The organism is Fimbriimonadaceae bacterium (assembly GCA_019454125.1).
Classification (GTDB): domain Bacteria; phylum Armatimonadota; class Fimbriimonadia; order Fimbriimonadales; family Fimbriimonadaceae; genus JALHNM01.
The window spans coordinates 1576276-1589811 of record CP075365.1 but is presented as its reverse complement, the minus strand read 5'-3'; the positions used below and the strand labels follow the sequence as shown (position 1 = coordinate 1589811).

General features: G+C 62.8%; 14 protein-coding genes. 5 read left to right on the top strand and 9 right to left on the bottom strand.

What is annotated here, in order from left to right; genetic code table 11:
• Nucleotides 1-16 precede the first annotated feature (16 nt).
• Both KF733_07870 and KF733_07865 read left to right on the top strand, forming a co-directional pair.
• A complete protein-coding gene (locus KF733_07870) occupies nucleotides 17-655 on the top strand; it encodes a GNAT family N-acetyltransferase (GenBank protein ID QYK54922.1) in 639 nt (212 codons plus the stop codon).
• The gene (locus KF733_07865; protein QYK54921.1) at nucleotides 652-1539 is read left to right on the top strand and encodes a hypothetical protein; all 888 of its coding nucleotides are present in this window, start codon (nucleotides 652-654) and stop codon (nucleotides 1537-1539) included. Before KF733_07870 ends, KF733_07865 begins: the two co-directional genes overlap by 4 nt.
• Here the strand turns inward: KF733_07865 and KF733_07860 are convergent.
• Nucleotides 1487-1849, bottom strand: a complete 363-nt coding sequence (locus KF733_07860) for a hypothetical protein (protein ID QYK54920.1) — start codon at nucleotides 1847-1849, stop codon at nucleotides 1487-1489. The two genes, KF733_07865 and KF733_07860, sit on opposite strands and share 53 nt — an antisense overlap.
• 218 nt (nucleotides 1850-2067) lie before the next feature.
• On the opposite strand from KF733_07860, the gene KF733_07855 reads away from it, so the two are divergent.
• The gene (locus KF733_07855; protein QYK54919.1) at nucleotides 2068-2229 is read left to right on the top strand and encodes a hypothetical protein; all 162 of its coding nucleotides are present in this window, start codon (nucleotides 2068-2070) and stop codon (nucleotides 2227-2229) included.
• On the opposite strand, the gene KF733_07850 is transcribed toward KF733_07855, so the two are convergent.
• A complete protein-coding gene (locus tag KF733_07850; protein QYK54918.1) occupies nucleotides 2226-2969 on the bottom strand; it encodes a L,D-transpeptidase family protein in 744 nt (247 codons plus the stop codon). The two genes, KF733_07855 and KF733_07850, sit on opposite strands and share 4 nt — an antisense overlap.
• A gap of 51 nt (nucleotides 2970-3020) precedes the next feature.
• Nucleotides 3021-3983, bottom strand: a complete 963-nt coding sequence (locus KF733_07845) for a carbohydrate-binding family 9-like protein (protein QYK54917.1) — start codon at nucleotides 3981-3983, stop codon at nucleotides 3021-3023.
• 47 nt (nucleotides 3984-4030) lie between these two features.
• Here KF733_07845 and KF733_07840 point away from each other — a divergent pair, with 47 nt between their 5' ends.
• Together KF733_07840 and KF733_07835 are read left to right on the top strand one after the other, a co-directional pair.
• Nucleotides 4031-4768: a polysaccharide deacetylase family protein gene (locus KF733_07840; GenBank protein QYK54916.1), complete on the top strand. Its 738-nt coding sequence runs from the start codon at nucleotides 4031-4033 to the stop codon at nucleotides 4766-4768.
• A complete protein-coding gene (locus KF733_07835; GenBank protein ID QYK54915.1) occupies nucleotides 4732-5841 on the top strand; it encodes a glycosyltransferase family 4 protein in 1110 nt (369 codons plus the stop codon). Before KF733_07840 ends, KF733_07835 begins: the two co-directional genes overlap by 37 nt.
• Before the next feature lie 63 nt (nucleotides 5842-5904).
• On the opposite strand, the gene KF733_07830 is transcribed toward KF733_07835, so the two are convergent.
• The 6 genes from KF733_07830 to KF733_07805 form a co-directional block, all read right to left on the bottom strand.
• Nucleotides 5905-7092: a hypothetical protein gene (locus KF733_07830; GenBank protein QYK54914.1), complete on the bottom strand. Its 1188-nt coding sequence runs from the start codon at nucleotides 7090-7092 to the stop codon at nucleotides 5905-5907.
• Nucleotides 7093-7239: 147 nt separating this feature from the next.
• Complete coding sequence (gene ispG, locus KF733_07825) at nucleotides 7240-8673, bottom strand: (E)-4-hydroxy-3-methylbut-2-enyl-diphosphate synthase (GenBank protein ID QYK54913.1); 1434 nt, start codon at nucleotides 8671-8673, stop codon at nucleotides 7240-7242.
• Nucleotides 8674-8809: 136 nt separating this feature from the next.
• Nucleotides 8810-9760 carry a hypothetical protein gene (locus KF733_07820; GenBank protein ID QYK54912.1) on the bottom strand — a complete coding sequence of 317 codons (951 nt, stop codon included), beginning with the start codon at nucleotides 9758-9760 and terminating at the stop codon, nucleotides 8810-8812.
• 310 nt (nucleotides 9761-10070) lie between these two features.
• Nucleotides 10071-11348, bottom strand: a complete 1278-nt coding sequence (locus KF733_07815) for a DUF1501 domain-containing protein (GenBank protein QYK54911.1) — start codon at nucleotides 11346-11348, stop codon at nucleotides 10071-10073.
• Between the two features lie 13 nt (nucleotides 11349-11361).
• Nucleotides 11362-12894 (bottom strand): DUF1800 domain-containing protein, encoded by a 1533-nt coding sequence (locus KF733_07810; protein QYK54910.1) that lies wholly within the window; start codon nucleotides 12892-12894, stop codon nucleotides 11362-11364.
• 105 nt (nucleotides 12895-12999) lie between these two features.
• Nucleotides 13000-13467, bottom strand: a complete 468-nt coding sequence (locus KF733_07805) for a hypothetical protein (protein ID QYK54909.1) — start codon at nucleotides 13465-13467, stop codon at nucleotides 13000-13002.
• Nucleotides 13468-13536 lie beyond the last annotated feature (69 nt).

The window sequence follows — 13536 nt, the reverse complement described above, 5'->3', positions numbered from 1 at the left end:
CAGGTACCTTCGCGCCGTGCCTCACCGCACCGACGAAAGCTTCATCGTTCGACCGATGGCGCTCGCCGACGTCTCCGGAGTCGTGGCCCTGCAGAAAGCCTGCTTCCCCCCTCCCTTCCCGCAGGACTATCACTGGCTTGAGGGGCACATCCGCGCCCACCTCACGGTCTTTCCCGAGGGGCAGTTCGTCGCGGAGCGCGCAGGGCTGGTCATCGGAAGCGCCAGCAACCTCATCGTCTCCGAGGAGGGGTGGGAATCCCACGCGGACTGGATGGAGACCACGGGCGGGACCGAGTTCCAAAACCACGATCCGCAAGGCTCGACGCTCTACGGCGCGGACATCAGCGTCCATCCCGAAACCCGGGGCCAGGGGGTCGGCCGCGCCCTTTACCAAGCCCGCTTTAACCTCGTAAAGGCGAACGGCCTCAGGCGCTTTGGAACGGCGTGCCGCATCCCGGATTGGCGCGAATGGTCGGTGGCGAACCGCGATACTCTGAAGCAGGCTTATTGCCTGGCCGTGGTCCGCGGCGACGCCCGCGACCGGACGCTCACCCCTCTGCTGCGTATGGGCATGGCCTATCGCGGCGTGATCGAGGACTACATGGACGACGACGAATCGGGCAACGCCGCCGCGCTTCTGGAGTGGAACCCGTGAGGCTCGCCGTCGTGAACTACGCGATTCGTCCGCTGGGCCGCCCTGACGACCACTTTAGCCACCTGGCCGAGTGCCTGGACCGAGCCGATGGGGCGGATTGGGTGCTGTTCCCCGAGTGCCTTTCGCTCGAGCTGCTCTCCGCTCCCCGCTTTACCCAAGCCACGAGTCAAGAGGCGCCCGGGCTCTTGGCCGACTTCGTCGCCGACCGTCTCGATGCCTTCGCGGAGTTGGCCGTTGAGCGGAATCAGCACATCGTCTTCGGGACGACCTTCGTCCGGAAGGGCGACCGGGTGCTGAACACGGCCCACCTCGTCACACCGGGCGGTCAGACGAGCCTGGACCTGCCGAAGGTGGTGATGACCCAGTTCGAATCTGTCGAGTGGGGCGTCAGCGCCGGCGCAGGCTTACGGGCCCTTCCCGACCGGCGCGTCGGCCTCACGGTCTGCTATGACGCCGAGTTTCCGCCATCGGGCCGGACTCTGGCCGAGGCCGGCGTCCTCCTCCAACTTGTGCCCGCCTTCACCGAAACCCGGCGAGGGTTCCAACGCGTGCGGTGGTCTTGCCACGCCCGCGCGGTCGAGAACCAGATCTTTGTGGCACACGCCTCACTGGTCGGCTCGCTGGGGCGGGAGCCCGTTCCCACCACGTTCGGTTCGAGCGCGATTCTCTGCCCAAGCGTCGAACCCTTCCACGAGTCCGCGATCTTGGCGGAGACGCCGATGGGCGAGGAGGCGGTGGCCCTGGCCGACCTGGACTTCGATGCCTTGCACGAGGCGCGAAGCAGCGGAGATGTGAGGAACTGGGACGACCGCGATCGCGGCGACTGGCGGGTTAGTAGTCCGACTTGGATTGCGAGATCCACATCAAGACCATCGTCTTCTTAGGATCGGCCGCAGGGCTCATCCGCACGTCGACACTGTTGCCGTCCTCCGTGTTGCCCGTCACCTGCCGCTCGTCAAGGCTGCCATGAACCTTCGAGTTCCGTAAGGAGTTGGCGTAGTGGAGGGACACTTGTTCGACCGTCCCAGGCGAGTACATCTTAAGGGAATAGATGCGGTGGAACGTCATCTCTTCCACTTGAGAATTGGCCTTCTCTAGATTGATCTCCGTGCCCGGAAAAATGGTGACGCCTAAGGCGAGAAGCTCGGTCGCGTTGCGCGGAGCGGGCAAGGCAGGGCGCGGCGGCGCAGGCATCAAGACCTCTTTGGAGGCGACGGGACTTGGCCTCTCGCAACCCCCAATCAACGCGCCACAAAGTACCAAAATCCAAGTACTTAGGAGGAATGCCCGCCGACCCGTCACGATCTCTTATTATGGTTCGATCGAGAATTTCTGCCCCTCGCACCCCGGTAGAAGGGCCCGAGTCATGCGAGAAACGCAACTCAAGTGAAGGATCCGGTGTCTAACTGATAATGGCTCTCATCGCCAAAATCGTCAGCTTCCTGACAAGCCTTGCGGCGATCATCGCCTCGGTCGAGGCGATAATCCGGCTGGCCCGGTTCGCATGGGCGTTGATCCTCCGGTTGATCCAGACCCGGCAGTTCGCGGGCGGCTTCGCGACCGTTCTCTGCTAGTCCGTCGCTTCGGTCTTCTTCGCCGTGTAATCGCTGAATTTCGGTTGCACGGCCACTGGCGTTCCGGCGTCCACCCATTCGTAGAAGTACCTTGCCGCGTTGCGCCCATAGAGGGGCATGCGGATGCAGCCGTGAGAGGCCGGGTAGCGAGGCACGCTCGAATATCCGTGGATGAAGACGTGCCCGTTGATCTGCACCGAATAGGGCATCGGGGCGTTGTCGTAAAGCCGTGAATAGTGCATGCGGGAGCGGTACGGCCCAGCGTTAAACTTCCCTTGCGGCGTAGCGTTTCCTCGCCGGCCGCTGCTGATGTTGGTCTCCATCACCAGCGTCTCGCCCTGCCAAGCCTTTAGCTTCTGCTCACGGATGCTCACTTCGACCCGCTTTTCGCCGGGACGGGCCACAAAAGACTTGTCTTTCAGGACCGCCTTCGCCGTGTTGGTCGTCGCGTCGAACTCAACGTTTACACCAAGCCGCTTTAGTTGCTGGAAGCTCAGAAGCTTTGTCCCGTCGAAAAGGGTGACAAAGTCCTTCTTCGAAAAGCGCGTTTCGCCCAGGCCGACTTCTTGGGTGTCGTCGTACCACGAGACGTCGAGGCCGAGCGCCTTCGCCGCCGGCCGCAGGCTCACGTAGAGGTTGCCCGGACGACCGTAGAACGTGACCGCGTCTAGGGCCGGTTGATCGTCTCCATAAGCCCAGGTCGGCACCACGCCGACGACTATCCAAATTGCCTTCACCACGCTCCTTCATTATGGGATTTCTGCGCCGTTTTTCCAGACCATCGCCGAATACTAGTGTCGCCGGAAGGCAAGCCGCGAATCTTGGCCCACCGTATAGACCCCATGCTTCCCTATTAACGACGCCCGAAACCCTGCGCCGTCCACCGCTAGGCGAACAGACCCATTCATCGTATTCGTTAATTCGGTGATTTCAGCCCAAGTGCGGTGCAGCTTGTGGAACCTCTTTTGCTCATAATAGAGTTCCATAAGCTCGCACTTTACGCCCCAGTCTTCATCATTTCTAAATGGCTTATGGCCTCTTTCGAACTGGACATATCCCCAGAGTTCCGGCCGGTGCATATCTACCGCCCATTGCGGTGACCAGACCCAGTTGTCCTCGGGGATGCCCGGGATTTTCTCATAGCCGTGCTCCGTCTCGGCCAGTTGCCACTGCACCCGCGAGAAGTTCACCCGCCACTGGTCCCCCACCACGGGCGGCGCCGGACGCCCCGCATATTCGGCCAGAACTTCCCACGGAAAGGCGAGCTCCACCGTCCAACCCTCGTCAGTGTCACGCGGGTCGTTCAAGGTGCCGTGCAGGGTGACTCGTTTTTTCAGGCCGGGGATCTCCCATGGGTTCAAGGCCGGCCCCCCGTCCCGGTACGGCTTGACCAACCTCAAGTCCCAATCCGTCCCTAAAGCATTAATCTCATACTCATAGTATTGGTGGTTGTCACCGTCCGGATCAATGAAGACCTCAAAGTCATTGTCTTGAAAGATTACGGAGTCATGTTCCGTAAACGTAGCCCACAAGTGTGGTTCTTCCAACTCGGCCCCGACGTAGAAGTATGCGTCGTCCCAAAGCATCTTTACCCGTGTTCTGTAGCGAGGTTTGGACTTTTCTGGCCCTTCGATGTCGAGAAAGTCTTCGCTCCACGGCGCATCCGCCCAAGCCCCATCCTCGAGTCCCAGGCCGAAGGTCGGCGGCTCCGGGCACATAGGACAAACATAGCCGCGCGGATGGGGAAAGGGCACGTGCGAAATCTACCCGGGTAGATTGGGATTCGCCAGCCAGGCCGACGATGAGCCAAACCCCGAGGATCCCGATCCTCATGTACCACAAGGTCGCCCTGCGCCCAGAGCGGACTCACGTGCCGGGCCACTACGTCGCGCCCCGAAAGTTCGAGGCGCAGGTCAAGACCCTGCGGCGGCTGGGCCTTTCCAGCGTGAGCGTGGCTGGTCTCGTGCGAGCCCTTTCGACGGGCGCGAGCCTTGGCAAGTATATTTGCCTGACTTTCGATGACGGCTACCAGGATTTTCTTGACCACGCAGCGCCGATCCTCGAGCGACATGGCATGCGGGGCACCATTTTCGCCGTCGCGGGCCTGCTCGGGAAGACCAACGAATGGGACGCGCAGCTCGGCGACTCGCCCGAGCCCTTGCTCGATGGCCCTAGCCTTTCGAACCTGGCAAAGGCTGGCCATGAGGTGGGCTCCCACTCGATGACCCATGCCCGCCTGACCGAGTTAGATCCCGCGGCCTTGAACCACGAAGTCAGCGAAGCCAAAGCCCGGCTTGAGGCCGTCCTTGGTCAGAAGGCCGACATTTTCTGCTATCCCTATGGGGCCAACGATGAGACGGTCCGTGGGGCGGTTGCGAATGCGGGGTACACGGCAGCTTGTAGCGTTGACAAAGGCTGGAACCACCCTTGGACGGACCCGTACCGACTGAAACGAATCAACGTTCGGAGCGACACTTCGAGCGCGATTTTGATCTGGAAGCTTTGGCGGCAGGCCAAGATCGACGCCGCCCCGCGCTGAGAGTCCTGCAGTTCTGCTCCGCGCGGCGGGCCGTTTATGGCGCCGTCGCCAGCATGATGAACCTGTCCGGAGAACTCCGCTTGCAGGGTCAAGACGTCGTCTTTGGCACCTTCCAAGGGCGTGGGCTCGAAACGGCGACGCTGGAGAGCGGTTTCGAAACGGTCTCGTTCAAAATCCGCACGAAGGTCGACCCCCTGGCGGTGCTGCAGATCGCGAGCTTCTTGCGCCGTTCTTCGGTGGACCTCGTCCACACCCACCTGTCGACTTCCACTGTGAACGGGTCGCTGGCCGCGAGGCTGGCGAAGAAGCCGTCCGTTGCGACCGTCCACGGCCTCAGCGGCAAGCTCTCTTACCTCGCCTCGACCCACTTGATCGCGGTCTCGGAGTCGGTCCGCGACCACATGATCCAGCAAGGGATCGACGGTTCGCGCGTTTCGATCGTGCCGAACGGCATCCCCCTTCCCCGCATCGAGCCGGAATGGCGCGGCGCCACGCGGCGGGCACTGGGCATCGGGGAGAACAGTCTCGTCTTTGGGACGGTCGCGCGGCTGACGCCGCTCAAGGGGGTCCAGCACGCCCTTCGCGCTTTCCGGCGCGTGCTGGACGAGCGACCTGACATCCATTTCGTGATCGCGGGCGACGGGGAGCTGGAGCAAAACCTGCGGACTCTGGCAAAGGAGCTCGAGATCGAGCACCAGACCCACTTCCTGGGCTACCGGAACGACGTTTTCCCGATCCTCGCAGGTATGGACCTCTTCGTTTTTCCGACCCTGCGCGAGGCCATGGGCATCTCGCTTATCGAAGCGATGGCGGTGGGACTGCCCACGGTCGCCTCGAGGACCGGGGGCGTGCCAGAGGTGGTCACGCCCGAGACCGGCGTCCTCGTCCCGCCGGCTGACCCGGTCTCGCTGGCCGACGCCATCCTGGAACTGCTCTTGAACCGCACGCGGATGCTGGCAATGAGCCAGGCCGCGCTGGATCGCGCCGCTTCGGAGTACTCGGTCCAGCGAATGACGACGCGCACGATCGACGTCTACCGGGCCGTCCTCTCGACCTATCGCCAGGCCCGTTAGCATCGCAAAGAGAAGCGGCCCGGCTCGAAAGGAGCCAGGCCGCTTTATCGCGAGAAGCCGGACTTAGTAGCCCGGAAGCTCAGTGAGCATCACCTTGAAGGCGGCCCACGCTTCGTCCTGCGTCGGGCTGATCTGGCTCGGCGGCAGTTCAAAGCCGAACTGTCCCTCGTCACGCAGCTCGATCGTATAGGAAGGCGCGCGGTTGTACGTCTCATACATAAAGTCCGGTGCGACGCCCGACGCGATGTAGAGCGTCGTCGCCGTCTGTCCCTGGGAATAGCGGGCGCCGAAGTTCATCGAATTGACCATCTTCACCGCGAGCGGCTCAAGCACGTTCCGCGTGGGGGGCTGGGAGGTTTGGTAGCCCCACGGCCAGAGCACGAGCTGCGAATAGCTGTGGAAATCGATCATGCCACGAACGCGCTCAAGCGTCGCCACGAAGTCGCGGACGTTCGCGGTCTCGGGCTCGCTGAATGCGGCCGTGCCGCGGTAAGTCTCGGAGCCGCGACTCCCGCTGCTGCCGTTGTTCCCACCCCAGCCCACCGACCAGTTTCGGTTCAGGTCGACGCCAAAGAAGCCACTGCCCGTGTTCCGGCGGTTCTTTCGCCAATAGCGGTCGTTCGTCCAGGTGTACCGATAACCGTCCGGGTTGGTGATCGGCACGATCCAGACCAACTGGTTCGTAAGGAAGGGCGTCGACTGCGGGGTCGTCAAGCCTTCGACCGTCTTCTTGGCGACGTGCATGATGACCGAGCCGCTCACCCATTCGCGGGCGTGCTGCAGGCCAAGGATGACGAAGCTGGCCTCCGGCTTTGCGCCGGTGCGGATAGGTCGGCCAAGGCGATAGGCGTACATCGTCTCCCCGTTGATCGAGGTCCCGATCGTCCTTCGCGTGACGTAGGTCGGGTGTTGCGAGCGCAGGGTCTCGAAGAAGGCGATGATCTCGTCGGCGTTGAAGTACCGGGTGCGATAGTCCTCGGCCTGGAAGTTGGCGGTACCGCTGGCCGCGAGACCGGGGACGCCAGGGGTGGGCGGCGGGATTTGCCGCTCGTACTCATAGCGAAGGCCGAGCCGGACAAGCTTGAACGCCTCGCCCGGGCCGATCACGGCGTCCACATGGTCGCGAGCGGGGACGCAGTCCAAGATTCTCAGGTCCGAGTCCAGGACGCGGCTCATGGTGGCCTCGTCCGGAACGGAAATTTTCACTCGGTACCAGGCGTCCTGGGCTGACGCTAAGCCCCCGACCAGCAAGCCGGCAAGCAGTATAGGGATTCTCGACACTTTCATGAAGGGTTGCCTCCGCAAGCCCCTAATATACACGCAGAGTCCACCCCGACCGGCAAAATCTTTCAGCGGCCGAACGGACTCTGGTATTACCAACGGCTCAGAAAGCTCATATCAGGAGAGGACTCTGATCGGCACCTTGAGTTGCGAGTCCTCCGGGGGATCCACCCACACGCCGTCCTCCTTGAGGAGGTTCACGAGTTCCTCCACGCCGCGTTCCTGCGGGATGCCGTGCTTGACCGGCTCGCGCTTGCGGTAGAGCGTGATCTTCCCGCCGGCCGCACCGACGTATCCGTAGTCCGCATCCGCCATCTCGCCCGGGCCGTTCACGATGCAGCCCATCACCGCGATGTCAAGCCCGACCAAGTGCTTGGTCGCGTCGCGAACCTGGTTCAGCACGATCGGAAGGTTGAACTTCGTGCGGCCGCAACTAGGGCAGGCGATGTACTCCACCCGGGTCTTGCGCAGGCCCAGGGCCTGGAGAATCTCGTAGCAGACCGGGATCTCGTTCACCGGGTCTTCGGCGAGGCTCACGCGGATGGTGTCGCCGATCCCCTCCATGAGAAGGGTCGCGATGCCGGCGGTGGACTTGACGCGGGCGTACTGGCCGTCTCCCGCCTCGGTCACGCCAAGGTGCAACGGAAAGTTCAGTCCTTCTTCGTCCATTCGTCGGGCCATCAGGCGGTTCACCGCGACCTTGATCGGCACCCGACTCGCCTTGGCGCTGACGTTCACGTTCTCGAACCCGTGCCGGACGCAGATGCGAAGGTACTCGAGCGCGCTCTCGACCATCCCCTCGGGGGTGTCACCATAGGTGACGAGCAGGCGTTCGGCAAGGGAGCCGTGGTTGACGCCGACCCGCATCGCGCGGTCGTAGCGCTGGCACGCCTCGATGACCGGCACGAAGCTCTCCTCGATCTCCGCCAATTCCTCCGCCCACTCCTCGCGCGTGTAGGCCAGGTCGGCTCGCAGGCGGTCGATCTCCTCCTCGTCGCGGCCCCGCAAATCGACTCCGGAAGCCCCTCCCTCGGTTTTGGAGGGATGGTTCGTGCCCTTCGAAACTGAGGGAGGGGTTGGGAAGGGAGATCCGGAGTCTCCACCCCCAACCCCCTCCTCATTTTCGCCCGCACTATCATCGGGCAAAAACGAGGAGGGGGCTTTCTCCTTCGCCCGGCTGCCGTGCCGCTTGAAGACGAAAAGCCCGGGGTTCACGCGGATCTCGTCGACGTACTTAGCCGCGAGGACGGCGATCTCGGTGCCCTGGTGGTGCACGTCTGCGGTCATCGGGACCTCCTTGTAACTTTCGCGCACCTTGGCCTTGATTTCTTCCAGGCACTGCGCCTCGGCAACGGTGGGCGTGGTCACGCGGACGATCTCGGAGCCCGCCTGGTGTAGGGCGATGATCTGCTCGACGCAAGCCTCTACGTTTCGCGTCTCCTCCGTTATCATCGACTGGACGACCACTGGATGTCCGCTGCCCATGGATACGGACCCGATCCGGCACGGCTTCGTCAGTCTGCGGGGGTAAGTCTTCTCGAACACGGCCACTGCCCCCATTCTTACGTCAAAGGGCACCCGGCGGCGCGGACGTCCTTGTCGGGCCCCAAAGAACCGGCTCACAAGAACGACTGGGGCCGGCGGAAAGATCCGCCGGCCCCATGTTTTTGAGTCTGTCTCTGGAGGCTTAGGCAGCCTTCAGCGTGTTGATGTTGTAGTTGAAGGTCGCGCTCCAGGGGCCCTTCTTGTTCCCGTAGACCCAGCAGGCGCGATAAGTGATCTTCTTCGCGTCGATGCTGTTGGTGTTGTGGACGAACGGGAAGGTCGCGCCCTGCGTCAGCTTGCGCCAGGACTGGCGGCCGTAGCGGTACTGGATGGCGGCGCCGCTGGCGCCGGCCGGGAGCTGGAAGCCACCGTTCACGGTGCTGCCGACGTAAACGTTGACGCTGCCGTTCTTGTAGCTGCTGAACCAGACGAACGGGACCGAAGTCGGCACGTTGACCGTCTTCTTGGCGGTCGTGCGACCGCGGGTGGTCTTGTTCGTGGTCTTGTTGGTCGTGGCCCTGCCGTTCGTGTAAACGCCGTTGGTGCTGCGACCGTTGGAGTAGATCGAAGTGGTCGTACCGCGGGTCGCCGTGATGCCGCGCGAAGTGGTCTTGCGGGTGCCGGTCGTCGCCTTGATGGTCGACTTGCGGGTCGTCGGCTTAACGGTCGACTTCACCGTGGTCGACTTGCGAGTCGTCGACTTGGTGGTCGTGGCCTTCGCGGTCGTGGTATTGCGACCCGTGGTCTTTCGCGTCTTAGGAGCGAAGGACTTGTTCGGGGCGCCGTTGCCAAACCAGGCCTTAGCGTTGCCGTTGAAGGCAGGGTTGGTCACGATCTCGTTCCAGTAGCCCATCACAAAGCTCTGGAAGCTGGTGAACTGCGCCTTCTGGAACTTCGTGAACGAAGTGTTGAATTCGTTCCAGTCCTGGACAGTGGTCGTCCACGTCTGCCAGGCCTTGAAGAACTGGTTGACGGTCTTCACGTCAGTAGTCGTGAACCCGAACTTGCGAGCGTTGGCGTTGAACGCCTGCTGGAAGTTCGTGAACCAAGCGTCGAAAGTGTTCTCGTTCTTCGGAAAGTTAATTTTCGCCAAGGTGTCCCCCGGTATGAAAAGTCGCTGGACGGGGTTGCCGCCCGGACTATCACTGGCAAGATTCGGCGAACAGATTTTCTTTCTTTAGGTTTTCCAGGAAAAAAACCTGATAAGTTGCGTGAGGCGGGGTGGAATTAGGGCCTAACGCCCGCCCCAAGGGTGCTTTTTTTACAGGCTTACCACTCCGAGGCACCTGGGGGAACACCCTGGGAAAACCGAGCTAAGTTGTCTATTTCCAGGGACGTGACGGAACGTCCCCGGCGTTTTTTTGGGGACGTTCCTAGCGCACCTGAATCGGTGAAACAGATAATCAGGCAGCAGCTTTCACGACGTTGCGGAACTGGGGCGTGTAGCCCGGGAACACGGTCGAAAGGGTGCGGTTCGCGGCCCGTTTATAAAGGATCTCCGCGAGCACGTCGCGATAGTCGATCGTCGCCGCCAGGTCCACGTTCTGGTAGAGCTGGTCGCGCCGAAGGCCGGGCCATTGCCGCAGGACGCGCTTCCCGTTCACGCCGCCGCCGAGCACCATCATGCAGTTTCCGGTGCCGTGGTCGGTGCCGCGCGCGCCGTTCTCCCGTGCGGTCCGCCCGAACTCGCTGAGCACCACGAGCGTCCACCGCATCTTGTTGCTCGCCTTCATGTCCGTGTAGAACGCGGACAAACCGTTCCCGAGGACCCGCATCAGCTGGTCGTAGTAGCCGTTCACCACGCCTTGTTCGGAGTGGGTGTCGAAGCCATCAAGGTCGATGTGGACCGCCTCCACGCCTGCATCAGCCTTCAGCAAGGCCGCGGTGGCCTTCAGCGAGTTCGCGAACCCGTCCGAGTTATAGACCGCGCCGCCAGCCGGGCGGTACCCGCTGAAATTGATGCGGTCCAGCATGGCGATCGTGCTCCGCGTGTTCGTCACCGCGGCCGTCGTCGCGTCGTTGACGCGGTTGTACTGCCGCCCGACCCAGAGGCTCATCTCCGCCTCGTTGCTGAAATTACCGCCGAAGTCGAAGTTTCCTGGGTCGCGGATGGGAAGCGTCTTCGGCGCCCCGTTCATCGTCCGCTGGAGCCCGTAGGTCAGGCTCACACCCCGCAAAGGCGAACTGCTCTTCACGGGCGCGGTCGTGGCGAGGTGCCGCCCCAACCATCCTGTCATGGACGTGAAGTCGTTTGGCGACCCGACCTCCATCCAGCGTTGCGCGTCGAAGTGGGACCGGCTCCAGTTGGCCGCGCCGATCGCGTGGATGAAGAGAAGGTCGCTCGCCATATAGGCGGGCAGCAGGACACCGAGGGCAGGGTGCAGCCCAAAGAAGGAGTCCAAGTCCACCGCCTTGCGGTTCGTGTTCGCGTCGGGCCGCGGCACGCCGATGTTCGGGCGCAGGACATAGTAGTTCGGGTCGGCGTACGGCACGATCATCGACAGCCCGTCCACCCCGCCGCGCAGGAAGACGGAGATGATCACGTCACGGGTCGGGCCACTTTGGGCATAGGCGACCTGGGGCAGCCAGGAGACGCCGAGCATCGAGGCGACGGTCGCGGCCGTCGCGCCGCCAATAACCTGGCGGCGGGTGAGGTGATAGTCTTGACAGCCTTGGCTCAATCTGGGTGCCTCCTTAGTACCACTGGAAACTCGGGCTCGCCATGCAGAGCGCGGCGGCGCCTCGAAGCCGTTCGTCTGTGAGCAGCCCGCCTCGCAGGAACTGCTCGAGAGCGTCGCGGTCCACGGTCGACATCTCCCCGCCGAAGTAGGCGAAGTTCAAAATGTCGCGGACCCTGTCCGGGTCTCGATCGGCGCCGATCATGGCCGGAATGTCGCACGTCATGCCCCAGATGCGGTTGTTCGCAAGGTTCAGGGCGAAGTTGATCCTCGGCAGGGCCGCGTCCGACCAGAACTCAAAGCGGTCTGGGTAGCCATCGGGCGTCTCCCACTGGAAGGGGGCGTGGCCCGCCCGTTCCAGGTGGCCGACCCGGAACGTCCACATATCGCCTGTCAGGGCTGCCTTGCTGGACCTCAAACCATTGATGAAGAGGTGGTACGGCCGTTTATAGCGCGGCGCAGACCTCACCACGTTGTCCTGGGCAAGGATCGTTCGCAGCACGGTCTTGATATCCCCGCCGGTTCGCGTAAAGGCGGCCGCGGCCGCGTCGAGGACGGTTTGTGGCGCGTCCTCGCCCAAGAACCAGCGGCACAGCTTGGCCGTGATGAACTTGGCGCAGTTGGGATGGGCGGCTAGGATGTCCAAGACGCGCTCGCCTTCCTCGCGCATGCCTCCCGGAATGACCTCGCCCAGGACGACCTTCGCGCCGATCGCGTGGGCGTCCATTTCGAACTTGAACGTGCCGTACGTTTTCTTGTTCCTGTCCCACTCCCAGCGCCAGCCGGTGAACGCCAGGGCCACGCTCACGATGTCCTGGGGCGTGTACCCCCCGCTCGAGCTGATCGTATGCAGCTCCATGAGCTCGCGGGCGAAGTTGACGTTGGGATTGCTGCAGAAGTTCCGGTCCGCGTTCAGGTAGTGCAGCATCGCCGGGCTGAACGCCACAGAGCGCAACAGGGTCTTGAAGTTCCCCATCGCGTTCCGGCGGATCCGGTCGTAATTGTATGTTGCAAAGATCGGGCCGGGCACCGCGTCGATCCAGACATTGAAGTGGTCCACCCAGAACTCCACCATGCGCTGGAAGAGCTGCCGCTTCGAATAGATCGACCGGTAGATCGTGGCTTCGGCGACCTGCTGGCTGGTCACCCAGTCATCGTTGAAGTTCTTCAGGGCGCCGATCGGCAGGAGGACCCGCGGCCACTTCTGCTTCACCACGTTCTCGCACGCGCTGTCGTCGATCGCGCTGAAGTTGATCTGCTGGCTCAAGAAGCGGTCGTAGCCAAGTTGCTTGGCCTGGCTGGCCGTGTCCGCGTCCATGCCCTGGGTGATCCGGCGTGCGAGGCGCAGGGCCGGGTCCGTCCAGTTCTTGTAGACTCCCGGGTTCGGCGTCCCAGGGGGTGGCGCCGGCGCAGGGGCCGGATCCTCGCGGCCCATGGCCGACGCGATTGAGGAGCCCACCGCCAGGGCTCCCATCGAGAAAAGTCGTCTTCGGCCCATCTCGCCCTGCGACTCGGAGGAGTCGTGAAGGCTCTCAAGGCCTTTGGCCAATCCGTTTATGATTTCGGGCGTCATCGGCAACCTGGCCACGGGCTTTGCGGACCCGTTCACGTGTTGCGTTCCACCCACCAGGGGGCAATCGGTTAGGTAAGGCTTCTAGGGAGCGCCATCGGCCCAAAGAAACTCGTACTCGTCCACGTCTGCGCCCTCGTGCCGCTCGGGACCGTCGACGATCTCAAGCCAAAACTTCTCGAACTCTTCGTCGTCGCGGACGATCCGGTCGTAACTTTCCCCATAAAAAGGCGGGTAACGCTCGCCACTGGCCCTGATGATGGCCTTGCCCGCCTTGGTCTTCGCCTTCTCGACCACGTCGCTGAGCTCGTAGGGCTCACCCCCCGGGGATTCCCCGACCGTCACGAGCAGGTCGGTCTTCTCGGAGAGCACGCAGAGCAGGCTTAGGTTCCACTTTCGGCCGTTGGCCCTCAGGAGCTGGAGGAAGAGGGCCTGCCGCTCGTCCTCGCTGAGGGGCCGGCGGTGGCGGAACGTGACGAAATAGGTCACGCCGTCCGCGCGCCAATGCGGCAGCTTTCCTCGCCAAATGCTGAAATTCCGCCAGGCCGGCACACGGGGATTGTAGCTGGAGCAGGGCCGAAACCTGGGGAGACGCCTCAGACAAAGTTAAACCCCGGCCGG

What these genes read in the sequence shown, in the direction of transcription:
- KF733_07840 (QYK54916.1), top strand. Translation starts at nt 4,031, where the DNA reads ATGAGCCAAACCCCGAGGATCCCGATCCTCATGTACCACAAGGTCGCC.
- KF733_07860 (QYK54920.1), bottom strand. Translation starts at nt 1,849, where the DNA reads ATGCCTGCGCCGCCGCGCCCTGCCTTGCCCGCTCCGCGCAACGCGACC.
- KF733_07855 (QYK54919.1), top strand. Translation starts at nt 2,068, where the DNA reads ATGGCTCTCATCGCCAAAATCGTCAGCTTCCTGACAAGCCTTGCGGCG.